The organism is Fontibacillus phaseoli (assembly GCF_003337355.1).
In the GTDB taxonomy this organism is placed as follows: domain Bacteria; phylum Bacillota; class Bacilli; order Paenibacillales; family Paenibacillaceae; genus Fontibacillus; species Fontibacillus phaseoli.
On record NZ_QPJW01000002.1, the window covers coordinates 248,526 to 272,297 of the forward strand.

The following is a 23,772-nucleotide window of genomic DNA, read 5'->3' on the forward strand; positions in this document are numbered from 1 at the left end:
AAATAGCTATCCAAAGAAAATAAAGTCTTAGACTGCCACTGTTTTTATTCAACTAAGGTCTCCCGTTTGCGTAAAGACCTGGCATATGTGATACGGTTCATCTCAACGGGTCTATCGGCGAAAAAAGGAGCCATCTTTGATAGTTTTTTACAAGTCATAATGTACTCCGGTTAACTTCTCGGATAGTAACCAAAGTTTTTCCGCAAGCTGCACATCCAATGCCTTTTTGGGGAAATCTACAAACTTCGGTTTCTTAGCCTTTAGAGGATTCATTCCTAGCCCTACGTAAATATCTCCGGTGATTGTCGAATCCGTCGCCGCAATAAGTGATGGCCAAGATGATTGATCAGGAGGAGTTCCGAATATTTTCATTAATAGCAGTCCGAATGCTTTGGTGCCCTTCGGTGCGTTTCTCCCGATTCCTGTAGGACTTGTACCAGGATGTACTGCTATAGAAGTGATACCTTTCTTCTTCGCACGTCGATTTAATTCTCGGGCAAACAGTATGTTTGAAAGTTTCGAGCGATTGTATCCTGCCATGGGTCTGTATTTCTTGTCCATTTTTAAATCAGAAAAATCTATATCACCCATTTGAGCTGACTGCGCGCTAACTGTAACGATTCGACCGTGGTTCTTTTCAATTAACGGCAATAACAGACCTGTCAACGCGAAGTGTCCAAGATGATTGGTTCCGAAGTGCATTTCAAAACCATCGGCCGTCAGTTCACGAGTGGGAACTGCCATTACCCCAGCGTTGTTTATAAGGACGTCTATTCCTTTCACTTTCCCGTGGATCGTGTCGGCAAAGCTTCGAACTGACTTCAGATCAGCCAAGTTTAATGGATCCACTGTTACATCAATATTCGGTACCGTTTGTTTCATCTTTATGATTGCTTCTTCGCCGCGCCTAGAATCACGGCTTCCAATGATCACTTTGGCACCGTGCTTCGCTAGCTCTAATGCCGTATAATAGCCTACCCCGCCATTGCCTCCCGTCACGATAGCGGTTTTTCCTCTTAAGTTTGGGAGATCGTCAGGCGTCCAGTTTGGTCTCATGATTTATTCCTCCGAAAGGTTATATTTTAAAATGTAATTGGGTCATTACTACATGCAAAGCTGTTTCAGTCAGTCGTGAATAAACGAGGATTGTTTTATATAACGAGCATGTTCGACTGAATCGATCATGAATCTAGCCACGTCGTCACGAGAAATTTTAGCAAGCATGGAAGGAGTAAAAGCACCGTGCTTATATCGTCCTTTGCCCGGCTCATTGGTGAGCCTTGAAGGCTGAACGATAGTCCAGTCCAATCCACTTTTCCGCACAATACCATCCTGCCTTTCCTTATCGTAAAACTCTCGGAACGTTATTAAAGAAACCAGTTTTACAATCATTCTCATCCCAATTCCGAGCTGATTCCTGCTTTCTCTGCTGGTGCCAAAGCCCGTAAGAACGACCAGTCTCTTTACTTTATGCCTTCTCATTGCGTTCACAATTGAACGAGTCCCACGTAAGCATAGATCTGAAGGACTTCCTGCTGTGGCTCCTAAAGCTACAAACACCGCGTCTTGCCCCTCAACAGCCGATCCTACATCCTCTTCACTAAATACATTGCCTTCTACAACTGTTAATCCCTCCCGGGTAAACGGGATTCGATCTGCGGCACGTACAGAGGCTTTTACGGTATGTCCCTTAATGATCGCTTGGTCAATTAGCTGTAAGCCCGTACCCCCGCTAGCTCCAAAGATGGTAAACTTCATTGTTCTTTACCTCTCGTTTATCTATATCTCACCAATATTAAGTGAATATTCATTTATTATTGATGGAAAGAACAGCGATGCTACGCATCGCTTAAAATACTTTGCTATGCCTTAATAGCGTCCCAACTCATCTTGATGGCAGAATCTAATTGTTTACTATTCAACATGGTCCCGTTCTTCAAATGTGCTTTCAACAATTCGGCTATTGGCAAGATGGAGTAAACAACTAGAATGTTAATATCCTCCTTCTTGAATATCTCCTGTCGGATGCCGGCGTCAAACATCTCGAAGATCGGTTGAAACTGGCTTGCCGTATCCTCTAGGCACCATTTCTGGGGCAAAGGTGAATTCATGATTTGCTCCAGAAACAAAAAATAATCTTTGGAGGATTGAATAAAATCAACATAGTTGCGGATGATAGCCTCAAATCGTTCGTAAACTGTTCGGGTATGATCCACTCCCTGAAACATCTTCTCGCTCATCTTGCCTTTAATCTTCAAGTAGGTCTTGTAGAGCAGATCCTCCTTGTTCTCATGGTAAATATAAATCGTCGCTGCCGATACACTCGCTCTTTTGGCAATTTTTGATATCGACGTGTCAGAGAAACCGATCTCATTAATTAGCTGTACGGTCGCGTCGAATATTGCTTCGACTTTGTTATCATCTCTATATCTCATGAATCAATAATAAACGATCGTTTATTTATTGTCAACATTAAGGTATTGCTTGATTGGTTGACGCCCCGGGAAAGAATCTCAGCCTAAAAATTCGCTCTACTTGTGATACGGTTCACCTCGCATGATCTTAAAGTATCCTGCCTATAGCTTAATGATGCCCCGTCAGTCTAATACTTTATTTTCACCAAACAATAGCGACGTTTTGGGTCTTTATATGGAGACAATCCCGAAAAAAGATGTCTTTTTCCCTCGCTATGCAACAATAATAACGGCTAAAAATGCCCCTATTTTATGCACCTTTGTTTTTTCGGCTCAATAAAGTCCTCTTTTGCCGTTATTTTCAGAGCAAAAAAGACACCTCCTCCTCAGGATGTGCCTTCATTGATATTATGCACTTTGCTCAGAGTTAAGCTGATCGTCGTTCCTTCACCCGGCATGGACTCCAGCTCTATATCATGGTCTAACTTCCCTGCGATTTCCCGCACGAGATAGAGCCCCATGCCGGTCGATTCGTGGTACTGCCTTCCCCGCTCTCCCGTGAAATACGGATGAAACACGCGGTTGATGTCCTCTTGGGCAATCCCGATGCCCTCGTCGCGAATACGAAGCTTGATGTGCTCTCCGATGTCTTCCGCGGTCAAGACCACCGTTTTACCGGGACCGCCAGAATAATTCACCGCATTGGTTAAAATCTGGCCCAGCATGAAGCGAAACCATTTGGCATCCGTAAAGACGCGGACCTCATCGCCGATATCGAATTTTGGCGTGATTCCCTTGCGGATGAACAGCGTGCGGTTTTCCACGACGGCTTCCCTTGCCGCCCCGAGCAGTCCGACGGCTTCGACCGCAAAATCCTGTTCGAAATGCTCCAGACGGGCGGTATGGAGAACCATATCCAATCCTTTTCGGATCCGTTCAAGCTCTTCGCGGATGCTCTCGGCCGGCTCATCCTCCACATCGGCGAGCGTCAGCTGGATGACGGAAAGCGGCGTTTTCATCTGATGGACCCAACGGTTCATGAAGGTCAGGTGCTGCTCGGTCCGGCTTTGATGCCGGTGAAGCTGTTCGCGGTACTGCCGCTCGAATTGGGCTAACCGCTCGTGTAAAGCTTCGGGCAACGCAGCCTCTCCCAGCGGCGGATTGAACAATTCTCCCGGAGGCTCTTCCGCTGAAAGCGATTTATACATCGCCCTGTGCGTGAAATACCGATATCCGAGATAGACCGCCAGCACCGAAACGCTCAACAAAATCCCGTACAGGATAATCCGCAACGGGCGTCCCTCACCCGTTAACCCGTAAATGAAAGGAACAAGCAGCATTTGAACGGTAAAAAACAAAATAAGCGGCAACTGCTCTTTCCAGAATAGCTTCATGCCGGAGGCTCCTCTTCCGCAACAATCCGGTAGCCGGCGCCACGGACCGTCTCGATGTGGGCTTCAACTCCCAGCTTTCTCAGCTTCCGGCGTACCCTCGTAATATAGACGTTCAGCGTATTGTCGTCGATAAAATGCTGATCCTCCCACATCATGTCCAGCAAACGTTCCCGGCTGACGACCCGGCCGCCCTTTTCCATCAGCATCGCCAGCAGCTCGGCCTCTTTTTGCGTAAAATCAGTCGTTCTCCCTTCGCAAGACACTATATAGCGCTCCGGATACAGCACAATCCCCGCATACTCGATTCTCCGCTCCTGCTCTTGCCCGAATGCGTATGCGCCCACGGCGCGGCGGAGCTGGCTGCGGATTTTGGCCATCACAATCTCCATGTCAAACGGCTTCGTAATATAATCATCCGCTCCGTTCTCCAAGGCCAAGACCTGATCCATCTGACCATCGCGCGCGGAGATAAAAATAATCGGGCAGAGCGACTTCGCCCGGATTTGCCGGCACCAGTAGAATCCGTCAAACTTCGGAAGATTCACGTCCAGCAATACCAAATCAGGCTTCGTTTCCAGAAACGTATCCAGCACCTGGCTGAAATCCTCGACAAGCCGTACGTCGAAATCATATTTCATCATGGACGAGCGCAGCTTGTCCGCGATTTTTATGTCATCCTCCACAATGAGGATCTTATACATCTTAGAGCCATCTCCTTTCCCGCGAAGCACCTCTGTCTTATTCACTATACCGAAAAGAGACAGGCAGGGAAACCGAGTCGATCGTATTTATATCTTTAATAAACCATTCAGTCAAGAACTAGTTCATTAATCTCTTCATTTGTATTACATTTCAATAACATACATTTCAATAACATACATTTTCAGCAAAATACTCCGCGCACTCCTTTATGTTTTCATGTACCTTCATATTTCTATTAAGGAATATAACAAAATCCTCAATCTTTTCAAATTTAATGCATTCAATGACCTGCGGTACATATTTTTGAGATTCCATTTGATATGCCAAACTACATAGTACACAAACAATATCGGTAAATAAAACCCACATAGATGATTCTTCTTCGGTTATTCCTTCCATATAACTAAATTCTACGATATCGTATCCATCCTCGGAATCAACAGTTTCGTATATATCATCAGCGGTTATCTCTTTATTCGTTATCCATTCTTTACATTTTTCTATTATTAGTTGTCCCTCTTGATAACACTTATTGTCCTTCACTTTCTCCTGATAAGCCTTTAATAGAAATTCGGCATGAGTTAATAACTCGTTATATTGTCCTGTCAGATTCATTTTTTATTTCCTTTTCTAAATAGATAGGATATGCTTCCAATCTCTGTCCATATTGTTCTTCAGCCAGCAGTTACGGGTATCATTTTATATTCACGAAAACACCCCAGCCTTAGATAGCTCATATTTTAGTAAAGGGCGATAGCCCTGATGCGTGAATACGGTGTTATGGGATGCCAGTGCCTATCTTGAGTCGCTCAACTGTTATTGGTATTTCCTTTCTAATTCATTCTTGAATACTTGAATTGGTTCTTTATAATCTATTGGTTTATAAATGAACTTGTTCAGCCAAGCACTAAGATCGAAAGTATGATCAAATACCGCATCACTACAATAAAGTGACATTTCCTTCATTGTTCCCAGAACACTCTTATCATTAGTTTTTCCTATGCTTATTTCCCCTGCTTCCAAGAAATATTGATCAATTAAACTTCTTCTTAAACCTTCTAACATCAGATACTCTTTAAGTTCTTTCTTAAAATTATTCTGAAGTTTGTCTACTTGAAAACTCCTAATACCTCCGATGATTAAACATAACCGAGACGAATCATTTACAAAGATTATATATTTTCTTCTTAATTGCAATATATTAACATGCCAACTAAATAACGAATTAACCTCGCCTAATTCATCCGTAGCTACCTTCATATCTTTTATAAGTTTTTGAGTAAATCTAAGCGCTAGCATCTAATCCGCTCCCTATATAAATTCTCACTGGTTTCAAATTACGTTCATGTATCTACCTACAAACCCGAGAGGCGACGTCCCGCCGACTTAAGGCTGCGCCAGCAGCCAGCCGCAATGCGGTTATCGGTGAAAGTATAAAATAATTGGCGAATTTGAGCCTTGGTAATATATATCTGCAAATATTGCACAGTTATTAACTTGTTTCCGCCGCGTGTATACAGTGTTAGATGAGATTAATGGCTTCTTCAAAAAAAATTCATGGTCTAATTCCTGCGTATTCAAAAGCACTTCTAATGTCCTCAGCTATCATCATCCGTTTGCTCTTCTCGATATTGAAGCTATCGCCAGTCTGAGTATAAGATGGGTAAAATCTGATGCCATTGAGGATATATTCTCGATCTCTGATCTTATATGTTGAACCACTTGGAATGACATTCGATCCATATTTTTTCTTATAAATGTAGTTGACTGCTTTAATTGCAAAATCTCCCATGCACATAATGGACTTTACATTCTTGAAGGGATCAATTTCTTGTTCTAATATTCGACTGCAATTCTTGATCGTTGTAGCTGATACTAGATAATTTTTCTTACTGCACTTTAAAGCGGTTGTTAGATAAATCCCTAAATTACTGAGTTCATTAATTGAATTGACATGGTATCCAGCATCCTCTAATGCTTGACATGTTGACTTAAAAAATGACGCTTCCTCAGTAGTGTAGAAATAATCGTTTATATCCTTTGGTAAAGCTTCTGAAATCATTAAAACTTTGACGTTCGTATTCTGTATACTTGCCATTGATGTATGAACTTCAAGATTTACATCTTTGCAACTTGTTTCACATGTAAAATAATCTTTCATCTGCTTTATCTTACCTCCCAAGATAATCTTTGCTTTCTCTGCTTCTAGAAAAACAGTCGCTTTGCATGGATCCGACAGACTTAGCCTCATGGGGTTGCTCGCTGAATCCACTTCTCGTGAACTAAGGGCGGAACCCGCAGCGTCGATCCGTTGTTATCTGATGGGAATACTTCTTCGATATACTTTCAATACACTTTCAATACGAATCAATAGGTCTTTACACCAATTTTTAGACCAAGTACGGCTAACACTTGGCCCATACAATTGGCTTGGATGGTTTATTCCCTTCTAAGTCGTAGAAACAAAACCCACCTTCGGCTGCAACCTTGGGGTGGGTTTTTTACTTTCTCTTGTTGTTATTATTACTGAATGTTAATAAAGCAAGAATGAACGTTCCAAAAATGGAACATAATCGTTATTGCATCTTTTACTTCTATGGCTTCATCTCATCTCGAAGGGAAACCATGCCCGCCTAAGATTTAATTGTAGTTATATTTTACCTTTATTCACAACGGCGTACAAGCGTTCTTATATTGGCTTTGTTTTATTTGATTTGAAATATGGTTTTAATATAATAGCAGCCCTTTCACCTACGTTGTTGTACTGTTAAATTAATAAGGAAAGTACCTCCAGAGGCTTAAGGTGATTCAGCGCCGGGTCGGAGACTTGGTCTCGCAGTTGTTCGCCTGATCCCACTTCTCCGAATTTCCTCGTTCGAACCAAGGGGCGAATGCCCCGCAGAATAAATACAATGTTAACTGATGTCATTGCCTTCCTGAACTACAACCAAAAATAATTAAATTCTTGCTTTTCAAGCATCATTAACTGTTTTTCAAAATCTGCATTCGGCTTTATATCTTCAACGAAATGCCACCGATCTTTACTATCTTTCCAATAGATCTTCCACTTATTTTCTTCAAAACGAAACTGAGCAATTGGCAATTCAACTCGTTGTCCAGGCATGTATGATGGACGATCTTGTGAGAGGGTAACTGTGTTGCCTCTGAACTTATAAATGATCTTATATTCATCCTCGAGATGCTTAGGAATTTTTGCATCGATATAACTATCTAATATCTTTTCAAGTTTCTTTTTTGTAAAAGTATCGAGTGCAGCCATTTTAATTCGCTCCAATGTAATAGATTTTAATGTGACTTATAAATTGCAATGATTCAGTTAACTTTCTTGTATTCACGAACCCTCACCGGCTTAAGGGGTACAAGCCCCGAGCCGACGGACTTAGCCAGTGCAGGGTTGTCTGCTATTCCGCTTCCTCGAAATGCCTCTGCAGACCAAGGGGCGTTAGGACCGCCGCGCGAATTATAGTGTTATCCGGAGTTAAACCTCTTGAATACTTCCAAAGATTTATTCCAGCTCCTTGCTTAATACTTGCTCATCCTCTTGGTTATAGCTTGCTTTTTCATATGTTTTTATAGCCTTTATATTCTTTAATCCTGTCAAAATTTTTATATGCTTTACTCCCGAATTCTTAAATATTTCTTCTAATAGTTCTATCATCATTACAGCGAAGCCATTCCTTCTTGCAGATTCTTGTACGTACATTTCCGTAATTTCAGCTTGATGCTCCGCATAGCAAAACGATTTATAGATCTGTCCACAAGCAAATCCGACAATTTGCTCTTCCAGTACAGCTACTGCAATAGTTTCCCTTTTATTTAATAGATCCGTTTCCACCTCTGCTTCGCTTCGCTGAACCCCGTTAAATTGATAATTCAATTCTACTAAAGACGGTATATCTTCTTTCACTGCTACGCGAACGAATAATTTAGGATCTGGCAATGAAGCCCCTCCTTGATCATAGTGGAACACTTTAATTGCATTTCTGGCTTAACTCGGCAAAAGTTTCTTGAGTAGCATTATTTGTCCAATGTGATATGCATTATGAATGCATAGATTTGATACTACTCCCCACCAGGGAGCATTGAAATAAGAGGGGATTTCTGATACTAGTTTTAGATCTGCACTTTCCTCACGTGCCCTATTCCAACTAGAAAGGACGATTTCAAGTCTCAGTAAAGTCTTCTTCCACTCAAGATCATTTATGGAATGCGGATTTACATAAAACGTATCATCATTGTTTATTGGAATATTCAATTCAAATTGTTCAGTGTTATATCTTTCAAGCCATTTCTCTTTCCAGAAAATAAGATGATTCACAATCGACCAAATGGATGGTTTTCTTTCAGTCTCCAAAGCAGCTTGTGTTGCATTTAAGAATAAACCAACTCTTATCGTTATAACAAGCGTTCAGTTGATCTAATAGAATAGATTTATAATTTATACCTATACCTCTCTTCCCATTTTAGTTCTCTGTTCATTCGAAGGTAGCTGACTTCTATGAATGCACGCATCATGTCTTTATAATATGTTCTTGTGCCATTCCTTCTTCAAATCTAATCATATGGGTTTCAAATGTCCCTTCTTCAAAAAGCAAAGGTATTCTTCTTCTAAAGTTATCTTGCATTTCAATGTTGTCGATTTCATCAATTAATATCCATTCCGCCTTCCCTTCCCTGCAATCTTCTATCAGAGTCCCATCAAAGTCATATGTAACATAATTAAAAACCATATATCTTTCATTAGTAGGATTCATGTATTCAGCAAGTCCTTTAAATATTAAATTCTTCACGGTTAGTCCTGTCTCTTCTTTAACTTCTCGAATTGCACATTGAATTGGACTCTCCGGGAATTCAATCCTCCCGCCTGGAGCAATATATCCTTTAAAAGAATCGTGTTGTCTATTAAGAAGTAATATTTTTTGGCCGTTTACGATCAAGCAAATCGTATACATTTTAATGGTTTCTTCCAAATTGAATCCTCCTCAATCCCTGTTTTCGTTGAATCAAGTAAACTTCGTATAATACTTTTTATCTTTATTGACTATAGAAAATATATACATAATCTATATGTTCAACATGTTGTTTCTTCCTTCTCTGACATATTGTAAATCCAACACTTTCATACATCCGCTGAGCAGGGATTAGATCATTATTCGTGGTTATTACTATTATTTTCACATTGTTTTGGGTGATTCTATTAATTGCTTCTTGAAGCTGTAATTTGCCATAGCCATTTTCCTGAAATTCCATACGGACTTAATAAATTTATAATCGATACTTTCTAAACAATCCTTCCCCATGTACTCTCTGGTTTTACCATGATTCAAAATTCTCCTTTTTATTACCCGATAAAGACATAGATATCGTGAAAAATCAAAAAAGTAAACAGTGTCCGCGAAAGATATTCTAAAATCTATGGTTCTTGAATAGTTCCCATCCATGATATAAGTTTCTTGAAGTAATAAATCCCTAAGTATTTCATCAAACTCCTGATTACTACAACTAATCCATCCCGGTTTCCAGTAAAATGAATCTAAATGAATTACAGGTATGTCTGATTCTTTGCCAAGTCTTGAAGAAAAAGTTGACTTGCCAGATCCGGGACAACCAATGACTAACGCTTTTTTCATTTCTTCCTCCAGGATAGCTTTCAATAAAATACTGCGACGATTTTATCTAACGTTGTTGTATTCACGAAATGACCCAACCTTTAGATCGCTCTTATCTTAGGCTGGGGTGTGTTTGTTGTTAGAGCTTCTTCCACGATTATACATCTGACAACCGAGGGGCGATAGGCCCGATGCGTGAATACGGTATTAGCTGAAATCATTGTCTTCTTTGAAAAACTTACAAAGAAATAGCTGTAATTAGCTCAATTACTTTGTTAATAGCATTATCCCTTCCATTCTTATCCATTCTATCAATAATTTTATGTCTTTTCTCAAATACATTATTAATAGCTTCCTTAAATACATTATCTTTCATATCTTCTTCAAGTAAAATTTCACAGTAGCCTAATGACTTAAACGATTGAGCATTTAATACCTGGTCTCCCCGACTCGCTTCTTTAGAAAGAGGTATTAATAACATCGGCTTTTTTAGTGATAAAAACTCAAAAATTGAATTTGATCCCGCTCGTGATATAACAATGTCTGTCATAGCTAAAATATCGACCAAATCACTATGTACATATTCAAATTGCTTATATTCGCGATAAATATTGTACGAATTATCTAATTGTCCTTTACCACATATATGAACAATTTGAAATTCACTTATTAAATGATGTAAATTTCTCCTAAGCATCTCATTAATACGTTGTGATCCCAGACTTCCACCTATACAAAGAATAACCGGTTTATTTCTTGTAAAATTACACAGGTTTAGTCCCTTAATCGCACTACCGTACATAAGCTCTTCTCGTATAATTGCTCCAACAAATATTACCTTGTCATTTTTTATATGTTCCTTTGTTTCCGGAAAAGTTACACATATCTTAGAGGCAAAGGGAATAGAAATTTTGTTAGCTAACCCAGGGGTGATATCAGATTCATGAATTATAATAGGCACACGGTTTAACCATGCCCCTAAAACTACAGGGACCGAAACAAAACCGCCTTTTGAAAACACTATACTTGGCTTCATTTTTCTTATATGTTGATAGGCTTGAACAACTCCATTTATAACACGAAAAGGATCCTTTAAGTTTTCCCAATCAAGATATCGTCTTAACTTTCCCGCTGAAATACCTATATACTCCACATTACCAAGTTTCTTAACAAGCTCTGCTTCAATACCATGTGTTGAACCCATGTATTTAACTTCCCAGCCCATATCAATAAACTTAGGGATCAAAGCTATATTAACAGTGACATGACCAGCAGATCCCCCGCCGGTAAATAATATTCGCTTTGACATCACAATCACCTCGCCTGGGGATGTATTTATGTGTTTATTAATCGTTAGTACAATAATTCAGCTAACGTCCCCGTATTCACGACGTCCCACAGACTTAAGACTTCGCCAGGAGCTGGCCGCGATGCGTTTAGGGAGTTGGATGTGCCTGGCTGATTCCGCTTCCCCGTATCTGAGTTCGCTCCAGTCCAAATCTCTCCAACTCCGGCCCGGACCAGGGGCAGCGTCCTGATGCGTGAACAAGGTGCTATTTCATGTTAATTATGGGGGGACTTCTTCGAATACACTTTCAAAGCATCCCTAACTATCTTCTTATTAATGCCACTCGCATTACTGATTCGTTCAACCCATTCTTCCATAGTTTGAAGTGTACTCTCAATCTGCTTCCCATCTATTGAACTAAAGAAACTGATATAGTTATCAAACTCCCAATAGATTACTTGACGATCAGTAAAAATTCTCCTTTCAACAAGTGGAGTCCATAAAGTTCGTTGAGTTTTCTCACCTTCAGCAATTAATCTCTCATCCGATAAAGGATTTAAGAGATACCTTTGATTACTTACTTTTCCATTCGGCCTTTTATATGTCACAAAAAGGCTATTCTCCGATGATTCTAATTTTACTTTTGCACCTGGAAAGAAGTTATCTAAAAATTCTTCCGTATAATCATCATTATTTTGTTCAATTAATATTGGTTCAATCCATTGATCACCTAAATCACATAAGTACCTGTTACCCTTATCGTTTAAAACAACCACAGCAACGTGAGATTCAGGAGTTAATATTGCATAACTATGAAAATTTTCCTGTCTGAATTCATCAATTAACCAAATTGCTAAATCAAAACAATTTCCTGATGTGCCATACTGCTCCCTATGTGATTTCATTTGTTCAACTGTTCGTTGTTTATAATCCGAAGTTAATTGGGAATACCAGGCTTTTGTTATTGTTTCCATGGGAAAATTGTCAAACTTCTTCCAAATGCTAAGTACATCCTGAGTAGCCCTCAAATCTCTTCCCCCCATATTTAATTTCTTATAATGTTTCCGCGTTCACGACGTCCCACCATCTTAAACGAAACGAAGTGGAGCGGCCGCGATGCGGTTAGATGATGTAGATGTGTCCCCGGCAATCGCTTCTCCGACATAACTTCCGGGACCAAGTCGGCTTGTCCGCTAATGTGTGAATACATTGTTATGTGAGCTCTATCCCCTCTTTGAATGTCCCACAATAAATAAAAAAAACCTGCAATCTTTATTGCAGATGAAGTTCTAAGGTGTTGTATATATCTCATCTCCGGCTCGCACTTGAATGCCTAAATCATCAACAGCATCCTGAGAAATTAATGTGTGACTCGCTCCAGTATCAATTACGATAACCTTGTCAATCGATGTATGATAAACCAAAGTATTGTTCTTACTATTCAGTAATTCATGTATAGCATCTTCGTCACGAACCGGTCCAATTACAGCTACTTCAGAAATAACTTCTTTATCGTCAAATTTTTTCGATTGGAGACTTCGAACTTAACAAATTGATTTGGATAAATGGTTCTAACTTCGTCCCAGTTCAGATGCTAATTCCTCCAACAATTTTTCTTAATTGTATCATAAATGGGGTGCACATGGCTTTAGAGGGAATTTCTTATAACGTCTTTGTATTAGCGAACCCTTACCGGATAATCTCTTCAATTTGTTCTTTAGTAACTCAACTTTCGCACCTGGAAATTGTCTTAAACCCTTGAGGGCGTAAGAAGAATTCAAAACATTTATTCATATTGACAAAAAACACCTTGCTTGTTTGGTATCATGGAAGTGCGACCAACCATGCCAACAAGAAAGGTGCGTAACTCTATGTTATGGCAATGTCCAGACTAACTGAGAAGGCTCCCGGGAGTCGGGGCTCTGATTACCTCTCTAATTAACCATCCACTCCGTATAACAATACCGGAATTTTTTTACAAAAAGTATCAAACATGACGGCTGCTTCCTGACGAAGCATGGGGCGGGTTGGCTCATAATCAACAGCGCCATTAGCATCCACCTTCACCTCAGGCCCATAGAGCTGCATAGCGGCTACAAATTGCACTGCTTCTGAAGCCCAAGGTGCCGGCAACGTTCCCATCAGCTTGGCTTGTGGCGCCTGAGCAGATACATTGGATTGAATGAATCTCCAAAGAATAGAAGCCGCTTCTTGTCTGGTAATGGCACGGTCTGGCTCAAAGCGGCCATCCGGTGTCCCTTTTAACCCTGCATATAGAACCGCTGATTGAATCTCTTGTGCCAAATCATGCCCTACTACATCCTTAAATATTACTGGGTCCTTAGATAGCTGGAGCCCGACAACTTTCATCAACAGCTGCACAAATTCTCCACGTGTCATGGCTTCTTCCGGTCTAAAGGAATTCGCGGCATTTTTATTCAGAAATTGCTGTTGATTTAATTGGTCAATCGAAGCCGCATAGGGACTATCGGCAGATACATCAGAGAATGGAGACTGCACAGGCATTTTTTTCAGGAAGCTATCCGGATAGTTGTAATACATGTATTCAATTTCACCATGCTCATCTGCCTTAAAGCCTGCCTTTACACCTTGTTCATCCTCAAATAACAACGCCTCTATTTGTTGAAGCTTATGGGTTCCCTTTGCATCCTTAATAATAAGTGTTCCATCCTCACCCGCTTTCACCTCTGCACTAAGTAGAGGTATTCTCAAATCTTGAAATCTCCCTTCAAACTTGGCTAAGCTTTCCTTGGATGATTTGATGGGTGTGGCAGCCTTGTGTTGTTCAGGATAAAATTGATCCATAAATGAACCAAATATCTCATCGCGGGGGTCCAGCGCTTCACCATTGACAATGATCATGGCGCCTACCTTTTGCTCCGGCACCATCCACAGCCAGGAGTGAAAACCAGGAAGGTCACCACCTTTTCCAATGACGGTCTGACCATTGAAAAGATGATGATGCATGGCTTCAAAACCATAAGACATCACGGGTAAGCTGTCATTAATACCGTATTGGTAGGCTTCCATTGTATTTGTCGTTTTTTCTTCCAGAATGCGGCTATCGCCAAGCTTGCCTCCATCTAACATAGCGAGCATGTATTGGGCCATATCACTACCGGTAGAGAACATGCTACCACTGGGATCTATGTCAGGATAATTAGGATATACAGCGATTTCTTTACCTGCATCATCATAGGTTTTTGCAAGATTTTGTTGGACTTGGGGCGATAATAAAAAGTCACTATGTGTCATGCCAAGCGGCTTAAATATGTTTTCTTTTACGTAAGTATTGAAGTCAGTTTTAGCTACATTTTCTACGATATATCCCTGGTGTACAAAAGCCACATTATCATACCGGTAGGCCTCGCCAGGTTTTATTTTTACCGTAGGCACGTTATTTTTCACATAATTCTGGAGAGTAACACCTGGAGTATTACCAGAAAAATCAGTATAATCATAACCTGTTGTGTGGGTCATCAGGTTCTTCGTCGTAAGGGGAACGCCAGTCTGATTGGGGATTACAACTCCATTCATATAGGCAGAGATATCACGATCCAAGTCTATCTTGCCTTGTTCGGCAAGCTGCATCACCGCTGTAGTTGTAAATAGCTTGGAGATAGATGCCATTCTAAATCGGGTAGTGTCAGGTTGGATTGGTGTTTTGGAAGTCACATCTGAGTAACCATATCCTTTGTTAAGCAGGACTTTACCATCCTTTACAACTACAAATAATGCCCCCGTAAGCTTCTTCTTCACATCAGCGCAGGCAAAAAAAGCATCCGCAAATTCCTCTACGGCTTTAGCTGTGATCGGAGGAGTTGCAGAGGTTGCTGTCCCTTTCTTAGCCAAGCTTTGGGTTTGGGCCTGATTGTTATTTGGTGTGACCGCTGCATAAGCAGGTAAGCCAGAAGATGACAGGACTAGGCCTGCGATCAAGACACTAGCTAGGATAACCTGTCTGGGCCTTTTACAATTTGATGGTTTCATATATATACTCCTCTTCTTGGGTTTTTCTTCCATCCTAAATTGTATAATACCCTCATTCCCAGCCACAACCATCGTTAGCCCAGTTATACCCAGATCAAAAGTTAGTCACCAGTACTGAACGATGGTCCAGCCCATAACCCGACCTTGGTCCATTTCCACCTATTTAGTGCTGTTGACAGCTGCTTTATGCGAAACGAATATTTGACCAAATCCATCTTTCCAGGCTGAACTCTTTTCGTTGTATCTAAAGTGCAATGACCCATAAAGCGCCCCTCGGTATAGGCATATTGGAGCACTTTGCGGTACGGCACCCGGATAATGCCGATAAACTGGCGGACTCCAGGAATGAAGAAGCTGACCAGCAGTAATTGGTCCCCGTATTTGTCATAGTATGAAGTCCATCGGCAAGCCGGTGAGCAGGACCAGGCATCCATATTCGTGAAACAATTGTTCAACTAACCCGATCACGTCCATGAGCATTCTCCCTCTTGTGCTGCAAAGTCCCGCCAGACGAGACAAGCTTGTTTTGCGGCAAAATCAAATAAAAAAGTGCAAGAACCGCCATCAAAGCAGTGCTGATGCTAATGGCAGCGGCATTCGTATACTGGCTGGCCATCCATCCCCCGATGACCGGGCCAATCATAATACCGAGCCCTTCAATCCCTGAGAGTACTCCCCACCCGGTCCCCTTCTGATCCTCCGGAACAAGATACGACAGCACCGCATTCCAGGCCGGAAGCACGGCTGAGTAGGATAATCCCAGCATAAAAGCAAACAGCATGGTTAATGCAGGCGGCGGCATGGATACGACTAACAGAGCCAATACGGCCGTAAGCGATACGAAACCGGCGACCAGCATTTGCTTGTGCCCCCAACGATCGGCCAGCTTCCCCATCGGGACAAGAAACAGCATCGCGCCTGCCCCGCCTAACATGAGCATTAACGAATATTGCGGCTGGCTCAGACCGAGATGGTCAGCGGCAAAACCGGGCAGTATCGGCAGCAGCAGTCCCGCGGCGGTCATCTGCAGGACCATGCCTGGCAGCAGCCATTTCAGCTGGACTAGCCTTCTCCGCAGTCCTGCCAATTGTTCGGCAAAGCTGACGTTCTGGAGATGCAAGGGGGTTGTTCTGTTTATCGCGAACGATGCGATGCAGCCGACGGCGAGCAGCACAACCATCAGCCGGAAGGCAGGTTCGAAGCCATAATCGAAGGTGAGATTGATCGTGACCGGTCCCAGACCGATGCAGGCCAACCACACGGTATATATCGCCCCCATCTGGGCCGCCCGCTCCGTCAGCCGGATTTTCTCCAGACAAATGAGCCATATAGGTGACGCTCCCATCCCAAGCATCACGGAACCGGCAACGAGCCCCCAGGCATACGGACTAAAGAACACGGAGGCTAGTCCGGACAGCATCAGGACGAAAGTGGCGGGCAGCAGCCAGCGCAGCGAAAACCTGTCCAGCAAATATCCAGCAACACATTTAATCAGCGTATCGGCTGTATAATGAAGCGAGACGGCAAGACCGACCAAAGCAACGGTTTGCCCCGACTCGTTGACGGCAAAGTTCGGCAGAAACGAGAACAAGAAAGCGCTTCGGACAAACTCTGTGCAAAAAAGCACCATGAACAGCGTCAGAGTAGAAAGCTTAAACGCGCTCCTCCCGCTCATCATATACCACTCCTTCCTAAGGGACTTGCCTCAGGAAACAAATGCCGGACAATATGGTCCGCAGCCGCTTCCTGCCTTGACGCGAACAGTCCGTTGATCATCGACCGCTTGATCGGCTCAGAGGAGATCATCGCTTGTATCTGCGACACCAGATCATGAATCGTAAAGGCCACGACTGCCGCTCCTTTGCGCTGCAAATACAGGGCGTTTTCCTTCTCCTGCCCCAGAAACGGCTTTAGGATAAAAATCGGAACCCCGGCCTGAATCGTCTCGGATAGTGTAACGCCTCCCGCTTTCGTGACGACGCAGCAGGCGCTGCTCATCAGAACATGCAATTGATCGGTGAAGCCGAATACATCCACTCTTGCATCATCCGCCCAGCTCTCCGCAAGCTTCCGTCTCCATCCTTCCTGCCGGCCGCAAATCACTTGAATGCGGACGCCCGACAAGAGCAGCAGCTTCCCGATGAGCCTCGATAGCGAATGCAATGTGCCGCAGACGTTTGCCATAAGCAGAATCACATGCTCATCTGCTTCTTTGCCGGAGCCGGAACCGATCATTGCCGCATCATGAAATGACTCCCTGACCGGAATTCCGGTCACGGCAATACGACTCTCGGGGACTCCCTGCCTAACCATAGCCTCTTTCACGTCGCTGGCAGGGACAAAATAATGATCCGGCTTGGCGAATAGCCATCTTCGGTGAACGTGAAAGTCCGTTATGACAACAGCGGTCCGGGGACGGATCCCAGATAATGCCTCGCTGCTTGGCAAGCTGCCGAACGGGAATGTATAAATGATGACTTCCGGCTGGTACTGGAGGATGATTTCCTTGAGCCTGTCGCCGCCAAGACTGTTCATCCAGGCTGCGATTTTTCCCTTCATGGGAAGCCGGTTGGTCAGATGGTAGGACCATCCGTAATAGGGAATGCCCAGGCTGGCTGCATACAGGCTTTGCCGGTACAGATAGCGGATGATTTTGTTCAGCACAGGATAAGCTTCCCGGAACAAGTCGACAACCGCCACCTGGCTATAACCATTGCGGGTCAAGCTTTGCTGCAACACCTTGGACACCTGATGATGACCTTCGCCGTAATCGGCCGTTAAAATTAAAATTTGCGGTTCCTGTCCCACTACTATCACCTCATTTCACTTGTCAAGCCATTTCATCCAGACGAACGAATTGCAAGTTGCGTCCCTGTAATTGATGCAGCGCTTCCTCCAGAGCCCGAAGCATAAAATAGGGCGCGTGACGGTCCGCTCCCGGCGTATCTCCGCTGTCATGCAGCAAAATAACAGATCCGTCCGTAATTCCGTTCAGCAGCGTTGCCTTCAGCTTCTTGCGGCAGCTTCTGCTGCGCCAGTCCCCCGCCTTCAAGGACCAGAGCACGATGCGGTACGATTTGGGATGAAAGAAATCGAAACAATTCATGAGCCCCCACGGCGGGCGATAGTGATCCGGCCTTTTTCCAATAATGGATTCAATAATATCTGCGGTCCGTTCCATATGATCACGCCGCACCGTCCAGGGAAGCATCAGCCAATTGGAGGTGTGATGGTAATTGTGGATCCCAATCTGATGACCTTCACGATGCATTCTTCTGATCAGATCCGGGTGCATCTCCGCCTGCGAGCCAAGCACGAAGAATGTGGCCTTCACTTGATAATCCTGCAGTAAATCCAATAATTCCGGTGTATACCTCGGATGCGGCCCATCGTCGAACGTGAACGCTACCTGGTTCTTGGTCGTTCCCTTGCGAAAGGCGCCAAATCCAGTTATTCGTGTCAGTAAACTAGGAATTAGCATGTACAGACTGATGAAGCTTATAAGTCCAATCAACAAATATTTAACAAGCAACGTCTTTATCCCCCTTAGCGAAAATTAAGCTAAGCATACTGCTGCAAGGAGCAAACCCATTTTTCTTCCTGTGTATCGCTCTGCATGCTCAGAATTTGCATGACCGCATGTCTGGCGGAATCCTGCTGTCTGCACAGCCCTGCCTTCTCCTTCATTTCTTCCAATAGGGAGGGCTGTTGAACCAGCCGTTGAAGCTGATCCTGCAGATTGTCAAACTGACATAGATACGCTACTCCCGCTTGAATCAAATAATCGGCATTATCCTTTTCCTGCCCCAGCCGTGGCTCCAGCAGCAGCATGGGAAGCTGAAGCTCCAGCGCTTCGGAGGTCGTCAGTCCGCCCGGCTTGGTAATCAATACGTCTGCGGCCGCCATCCATTCATGGATTCCCTCTAGGAAGCTTGTCAGCATGACGTTATCCCTGTCTCCCAACACTTCATGCAGGTGGTGCAGCAGCTTCACATTGCGTCCGCATACGATGACAAATTGCACGTTAGGAGGAAAAGAGTCAGATTGTAATTGCTCGATGAAGGATTTATCTATAATCCCGCAGCCGCCGCCCATCACCAGCACGACAAAGGCGTCAGAAGCCAAGGCCAGCTTCTCGCGCAGCCGGTCTTTATTGTCGGGCTGACTGTAGGACGGGCGAACAGGGATACCCGTTACAGCGATTTTGTGGTCAGCAACGCCTTTTCTCTGCAGAGCTGCACGCACGCCTTCGGAGCCAACCAGATACAGATCCGTAGACGGATGTATCCAATAGCTGTGATCGGAATGGTCGGTAATGACCGTAGCCGCAAGCAAATCTGTCATCCCTTTTTTCTTAAGCAAGGAAATGGCGGCTGATGCCGGCGGGAACGTGCTGACTATCAACGTCGGCTGTTCCTCATACAGAAGTCTGAGCAGCCGCTGCAGGCTGGTCGTGCAAAAATTGTTCAGGAAGAAAGTAAGTATACTACCCGTCCGGGTCTTCTGATACAAATAACCGTATGAGGAAGGAAAATGCTTCACCCATTGCAGGAAGCAATACCGTTCAATCACATGCATGCGGGGATGGATCCATTCCATGAAGTCGACCACCTTCACCTCTACTCCCGGTTTATACAGCGCCGATGCCTCCAAAATCGCCTTGGCCGCCTGCATATGTCCATCCCCGAGTGCGCCGGACAGAATCAGCAGCTTTTCCCGTTTCATGCTATTCATCAACAATCGCCTCCCTCGAGAAATTCAACAATGTATGAACAAAACAACCAGCACCGCCGTTAGGAATCCGACCATCCCTCCAGCCGCACAATCGATCGGATAGTGATAGCCCCAATAAACCCGGGATATGGCCACCAACAAGGCCAGACCAATCAAGACAAGCCTAATTTCCGGCGATGAGGCCAACACAAAAGGTGTAACCAGGGCGAAAATAGCGGTTGTATGGCCGGATGGGAAGGAATAATCCTTCAACGGGAATTTGCCTACCTTCACCTGCTCCAGCTTGCGGAAAGGCCGGTCTCTGCGTACCTTTCTCTTGATCAGGATAGCAACGATATGGCTAACGGCCAGTGCGATCAAGCTTTGCAGCCCAATTTTGCCGAACTCCCCCTCGGCGAACCATGCCAGGGACACTGCGCAAATGATGGTAAACAAAGCTCCGCCCAGATGGGTAATCCATCCGAACAATCGGTCCAGGGCCCGACTGCTCAGGCGTTGGTTGAACCAGAAAAACATCGTTTGATCAATTCGCCTTATCCACTGCATCCTGCTTTCCGTCTCCGTTCCCTGTTTTTTCGATCGATTGATGTTCATCCCATATCTTCCTCCGCTCGCGCAGCTTCCGTATCAAAAACCATATTGCCGCAATCGCTCCCCCAACGCCCACCAGCGTAATCGTGAGAACTTGATCTACCATATTCTCTGCCGCGCGGCCAATGACCGCATAGCTGAGCAGCTTCTTAGTATCTTTTGTTTTAATTAATTGGAGCTTGATTGGGATAGACACAATTCCTCCGGAACGGACAGCCTCTTCACCGTCATAAATCGGTTCCTCAGCGAGCTCCGGGAGTGAATCAGCAACATCGGTATCAATTGTTCGGTCTTGCGGCCAATCCGCTTCTTGCCTTCAGGGTGCATGACGGATAACAATAATCGGAGATAAGCCGTTGTAATGCGTTGGAACAGATCGGACTTCATCGGTTGTTGTTCGAAACCAAGACCATGTGTCAAACCACGATGAAGCAGCGTAATGCCGACTAACGCCTTAACATCTATGAACTCCGGCTGACTTGCGAACGCCTCGCTGATCTGCTGCATGGATTTCCGTATAAGCCGGGCCGTCTTGAGCGCCGCGCGGTCTGAGCCTTCGGATCTGATCAGCGTCAGAATCGTTTCATTATTGAGATGGAGTTCCCCGACCAGATCGCCTTTATCAATGATGGTGGAGTCCGCACAGAGAATGCGCTCCCCCCGGTGTTTCTTAATCATGACTTTGCAAATTCCAAAGTGCGATGTATGCGAGCCGCGAAAGCGTGAAATCCAATCGAACCCTCTTTCCCACACCATCCAGGCCGCCTGCATTGAAGATTTGCGTAAACGAAGCAACATTGATCCAACCATCCCTCATTCAAATTTTAATCGACGAATTCATTGCCAACCGGACACGGATACAATGACAAGATTGGTAACATAACAACTGGATTTCGATAAAGCCGGTAGCCTATTCGCTTCCCTAAGGAAACCGACGAGTATTCTCTTATTTTCAGTATCCAAGTATCCATCGTCCCCCTTAATTGAATTATTCATTTAATTGCAAACCAAAGAACTTTTTGCCTCAAGGACTTATTTAGATCGTCCGTCTCCTAGTAAACAACCAACCGCCTGCCATAAATATACAGCTGAATAAGAACGTGAGTCCAAATCCCTGAAGTAGCGAATCGTTAAAGAACAGCATTAGGAATCCGTCTGCCACTTTAGGCCGGAGAGAGGAAAGCGACGTTGCAATCGGTATCGCCGCAATAAGCAATAACCAGATAATCCATCCTACGAAATGCCGCAATCCAGAAAACAGCAGATTTAACAATGACATAAGCATCATATAAGCCCCGAACTGGTAAACAAACATACCGACTAAACCGAATTGATCCCAATGAAATATCTCAAGAATATTAATGGTATGTTCATATTTCCGGATTACTCCAATTTCAATTTGCAGCCATAACGTATTGAACAGAGAGAACACAGCGGACCATATTGTGTTAATCACCAATACTCCGACATAATACTCTTTGCGCGATGCGCCTAAATTGATAATCCTTTTGAAGAAGCTGATGGGAAGGATACTCGCCACAAAAATGAGGGATATCGTAAACAGATTAGCGACAGACATATCAGCCTTGTGCTCGCCACCAAGAGACAGGTGCACAACCACACTGGCTATAACGTTTACCGCAACTATACCCGTAATGCATAATAAGTAAATTCGAAGCTCATAAAAAGAAGCCTTCAATAGTACCATCAACTTATTCATCATGTTCGCCTTCTTCTATTAAATATGCAAAAAACTTTTGCAGCGGCAGTCCGTCAATAGATATTCCCAGTTTGGTTGCCGAGACTCTTTCCTCTTCCCCAATCTTGTCATAGACCGCTGCAAGGGCACCGCTGCCGTACGACTCTCGATAAATCACGCGTTTTCCGTTCGTAAATTTCCCAATGGCCTCATTGCTGCCTCTCATCAAATGGGAGTTAATACGGATTTTTTCCACGTCATCATGCAACAAGATACTTCCGGCATCAATAATAAAAATTCGCTCTACTACGTTGGCGATCTCGTCAATCAGATGTGTAGATAGAAGTATCGTTCGCGGATTCTCGGCGTAATCCTCAATCAAAATGCGGTAAAACTTCTCCCGCATCAGAGCATCAAGCCCGAGCACCGGCTCGTCAAAGATGGTAAGCGAAGCTCGGCTCGCCAAACCAATAATGTTGCCGAGGAGCGACTCCATCCCTCTGGAAAGCTGCCGTATCTTTTGGTCTTTGCTTATCTTGAACGTTTTTACAAGTTTATTGGCAAGGCTCCAATCCCAGTTGTTATGAAAGACGGATGCCCACTCAAGCGTTTCCATGACTTTAGCGCCCCCTAAGAAGAGGTTCTTTTCCCTTACATAACAAGTATTCGCAGGCATATCCCCTGCATATAATCGCGATCCTGCAATCTCGATTTCGCCGCTGTCGGGAAACGATCCTCCGGAAATCATATTGAGCAACGTCGTTTTTCCCGCTCCGTTTCGGCCAAGTAATCCGTATACGGTGTTTTCCTCCAGCTTCAAATCCAAATTGAGAACAGCCTTTTTATTTCCGTAACTTTTGTTTACGTTCGTACAAGCAAGTATGGCGCTCACTGGTCATTCAACTCCTCTTCTCTTGTCGAATCATATCAATTATGTCTTCTGTGGTTAGTTCGAGTTTATCCGCCTCATCAAGCAACTTCATAATCAAGTCATCGTAAAATCTGTTCCTTCGTTTCTCCATAATAATCTGTTTAGCTTCAGCTGCAACAAACATGCCCAATCCCCTTTTTTTGTACAAAACCCCTTCATTCACCAGTAAAGCAATGCCTTTCACCGCTGTTGCCGGATTTATTTGAAAGGTGCTCGCAAATTGTGCCATAGAAATAATCTGATCGTCCTCCCGGTAAGTTCCGTTCAGAATATCATCTTCGATCATCTGAGCGATTTGTTGAAAGATTGGCTGGCTATCATCAAAGCGAACCATCATTAGATCACCCTATCGGTATGTTAGTCTTGTAACATACTATA

28 protein-coding genes and 2 pseudogenes are annotated in these 23,772 nt (G+C 43.7%); all 30 read right to left on the reverse strand.

The window, feature by feature from the left end; all coding sequences use genetic code 11:
• Window positions 1–147 precede the first annotated feature (147 nt).
• Entirely contained in the window at window positions 148–1,056 is a 909-nt protein-coding gene (locus DFP94_RS08555; protein WP_114496054.1) for an oxidoreductase, read from the reverse strand.
• Between the two features lie 69 nt (window positions 1,057–1,125).
• Entirely contained in the window at window positions 1,126–1,758 is a 633-nt protein-coding gene (locus DFP94_RS08560) for an NAD(P)-dependent oxidoreductase (RefSeq protein WP_114496055.1), read from the reverse strand.
• A 104-nt stretch (window positions 1,759–1,862) separates the two neighbouring features.
• The gene (locus tag DFP94_RS08565; protein WP_114496056.1) at window positions 1,863–2,435 is read right to left on the reverse strand and encodes a TetR/AcrR family transcriptional regulator; all 573 of its coding nucleotides are present in this window, start codon (window positions 2,433–2,435) and stop codon (window positions 1,863–1,865) included.
• Window positions 2,436–2,800: 365 nt separating this feature from the next.
• Complete coding sequence (locus DFP94_RS08570; protein WP_114496057.1) at window positions 2,801–3,808, reverse strand: sensor histidine kinase; 1,008 nt, start codon at window positions 3,806–3,808, stop codon at window positions 2,801–2,803.
• Entirely contained in the window at window positions 3,805–4,509 is a 705-nt protein-coding gene (locus DFP94_RS08575) for a response regulator transcription factor (RefSeq protein ID WP_114496058.1), read from the reverse strand. Before DFP94_RS08575 ends, DFP94_RS08570 begins: the two co-directional genes overlap by 4 nt.
• A gap of 166 nt (window positions 4,510–4,675) precedes the next feature.
• Window positions 4,676–5,125, reverse strand: coding sequence for an Imm6 family immunity protein (locus tag DFP94_RS08580; RefSeq protein ID WP_114496059.1), 450 nt, complete (start codon window positions 5,123–5,125; stop codon window positions 4,676–4,678).
• 201 nt (window positions 5,126–5,326) lie between these two features.
• Window positions 5,327–5,809 (reverse strand): DUF6933 domain-containing protein, encoded by a 483-nt coding sequence (locus tag DFP94_RS08585; RefSeq protein WP_114496060.1) that lies wholly within the window; start codon window positions 5,807–5,809, stop codon window positions 5,327–5,329.
• Between the two features lie 256 nt (window positions 5,810–6,065).
• Entirely contained in the window at window positions 6,066–6,671 is a 606-nt protein-coding gene (locus DFP94_RS25945; RefSeq protein ID WP_245954625.1) for a uracil-DNA glycosylase family protein, read from the reverse strand.
• Window positions 6,672–7,011: 340 nt separating this feature from the next.
• Window positions 7,012–7,074 carry a putative holin-like toxin gene (locus tag DFP94_RS25950; protein WP_342768235.1) on the reverse strand — a complete coding sequence of 21 codons (63 nt, stop codon included), beginning with the start codon at window positions 7,072–7,074 and terminating at the stop codon, window positions 7,012–7,014.
• A gap of 377 nt (window positions 7,075–7,451) precedes the next feature.
• On the reverse strand, window positions 7,452–7,790 hold the full coding sequence (locus tag DFP94_RS08600; protein ID WP_114496061.1) for a DUF3024 domain-containing protein: 339 nt from the start codon (window positions 7,788–7,790) through the stop codon (window positions 7,452–7,454).
• A 246-nt stretch (window positions 7,791–8,036) separates the two neighbouring features.
• A complete protein-coding gene (locus DFP94_RS08605) occupies window positions 8,037–8,471 on the reverse strand; it encodes a GNAT family N-acetyltransferase (protein WP_245954627.1) in 435 nt (144 codons plus the stop codon).
• A gap of 571 nt (window positions 8,472–9,042) precedes the next feature.
• The gene (locus tag DFP94_RS08615; RefSeq protein WP_342768229.1) at window positions 9,043–9,501 is read right to left on the reverse strand and encodes an 8-oxo-dGTP diphosphatase; all 459 of its coding nucleotides are present in this window, start codon (window positions 9,499–9,501) and stop codon (window positions 9,043–9,045) included.
• 64 nt (window positions 9,502–9,565) lie between these two features.
• Window positions 9,566–9,781, reverse strand: a complete 216-nt coding sequence (locus DFP94_RS26480; RefSeq protein WP_114496062.1) for a GNAT family N-acetyltransferase — start codon at window positions 9,779–9,781, stop codon at window positions 9,566–9,568.
• A complete protein-coding gene (locus tag DFP94_RS25460; protein ID WP_181873093.1) occupies window positions 9,706–10,161 on the reverse strand; it encodes a P-loop NTPase family protein in 456 nt (151 codons plus the stop codon). Before DFP94_RS25460 ends, DFP94_RS26480 begins: the two co-directional genes overlap by 76 nt.
• A gap of 217 nt (window positions 10,162–10,378) precedes the next feature.
• Entirely contained in the window at window positions 10,379–11,449 is a 1,071-nt protein-coding gene (locus DFP94_RS08625; protein ID WP_114496063.1) for an undecaprenyldiphospho-muramoylpentapeptide beta-N-acetylglucosaminyltransferase, read from the reverse strand.
• A 254-nt stretch (window positions 11,450–11,703) separates the two neighbouring features.
• Complete coding sequence (locus tag DFP94_RS08630) at window positions 11,704–12,456, reverse strand: hypothetical protein (protein WP_114496064.1); 753 nt, start codon at window positions 12,454–12,456, stop codon at window positions 11,704–11,706.
• Between the two features lie 261 nt (window positions 12,457–12,717).
• A complete protein-coding gene (locus DFP94_RS26485) occupies window positions 12,718–12,834 on the reverse strand; it encodes an aspartyl protease family protein (RefSeq protein WP_245954686.1) in 117 nt (38 codons plus the stop codon).
• Window positions 12,817–13,019 (reverse strand): annotated as a pseudogene (locus tag DFP94_RS25955) (hypothetical protein); the annotation flags it as partial. The pseudogene DFP94_RS25955 and the gene DFP94_RS26485, both read right to left, overlap by 18 nt.
• A gap of 347 nt (window positions 13,020–13,366) precedes the next feature.
• Window positions 13,367–15,439, reverse strand: a complete 2,073-nt coding sequence (locus DFP94_RS08640) for a serine hydrolase domain-containing protein (protein ID WP_181873074.1) — start codon at window positions 15,437–15,439, stop codon at window positions 13,367–13,369.
• Window positions 15,440–15,714: 275 nt separating this feature from the next.
• Window positions 15,715–15,834, reverse strand: a pseudogene (locus DFP94_RS26490) (DedA family protein); the annotation flags it as partial.
• A 56-nt stretch (window positions 15,835–15,890) separates the two neighbouring features.
• Window positions 15,891–17,117, reverse strand: coding sequence for an MFS transporter (locus tag DFP94_RS08650; protein WP_114496067.1), 1,227 nt, complete (start codon window positions 17,115–17,117; stop codon window positions 15,891–15,893).
• On the reverse strand, window positions 17,114–18,247 hold the full coding sequence (locus DFP94_RS08655) for an MGDG synthase family glycosyltransferase (RefSeq protein ID WP_114496068.1): 1,134 nt from the start codon (window positions 18,245–18,247) through the stop codon (window positions 17,114–17,116). The genes DFP94_RS08650 and DFP94_RS08655 overlap by 4 nt, the downstream gene beginning before the upstream one ends.
• A gap of 22 nt (window positions 18,248–18,269) precedes the next feature.
• The gene (locus DFP94_RS08660) at window positions 18,270–18,971 is read right to left on the reverse strand and encodes a polysaccharide deacetylase family protein (protein WP_114496069.1); all 702 of its coding nucleotides are present in this window, start codon (window positions 18,969–18,971) and stop codon (window positions 18,270–18,272) included.
• A 29-nt stretch (window positions 18,972–19,000) separates the two neighbouring features.
• On the reverse strand, window positions 19,001–20,173 hold the full coding sequence (locus tag DFP94_RS08665; RefSeq protein WP_114496070.1) for an MGDG synthase family glycosyltransferase: 1,173 nt from the start codon (window positions 20,171–20,173) through the stop codon (window positions 19,001–19,003).
• 24 nt (window positions 20,174–20,197) lie between these two features.
• Window positions 20,198–20,767, reverse strand: a complete 570-nt coding sequence (locus DFP94_RS08670) for a phosphatase PAP2 family protein (protein ID WP_245954628.1) — start codon at window positions 20,765–20,767, stop codon at window positions 20,198–20,200.
• Window positions 20,697–20,960, reverse strand: coding sequence for a hypothetical protein (locus tag DFP94_RS08675; RefSeq protein ID WP_245954629.1), 264 nt, complete (start codon window positions 20,958–20,960; stop codon window positions 20,697–20,699). The genes DFP94_RS08670 and DFP94_RS08675 overlap by 71 nt, the downstream gene beginning before the upstream one ends.
• Window positions 20,933–21,562 carry a YkoP family protein gene (locus tag DFP94_RS08680; RefSeq protein WP_114496072.1) on the reverse strand — a complete coding sequence of 210 codons (630 nt, stop codon included), beginning with the start codon at window positions 21,560–21,562 and terminating at the stop codon, window positions 20,933–20,935. The genes DFP94_RS08675 and DFP94_RS08680 overlap by 28 nt, the downstream gene beginning before the upstream one ends.
• 238 nt (window positions 21,563–21,800) lie before the next feature.
• Window positions 21,801–22,487 (reverse strand): hypothetical protein, encoded by a 687-nt coding sequence (locus DFP94_RS08685; protein WP_147273844.1) that lies wholly within the window; start codon window positions 22,485–22,487, stop codon window positions 21,801–21,803.
• Window positions 22,477–23,355: an ATP-binding cassette domain-containing protein gene (locus DFP94_RS08690; protein WP_114496074.1), complete on the reverse strand. Its 879-nt coding sequence runs from the start codon at window positions 23,353–23,355 to the stop codon at window positions 22,477–22,479. The genes DFP94_RS08685 and DFP94_RS08690 overlap by 11 nt, the downstream gene beginning before the upstream one ends.
• A 7-nt stretch (window positions 23,356–23,362) precedes the next feature.
• Window positions 23,363–23,731 (reverse strand): GntR family transcriptional regulator, encoded by a 369-nt coding sequence (locus DFP94_RS08695; RefSeq protein ID WP_114496075.1) that lies wholly within the window; start codon window positions 23,729–23,731, stop codon window positions 23,363–23,365.
• Window positions 23,732–23,772: the final 41 nt, after the last annotated feature.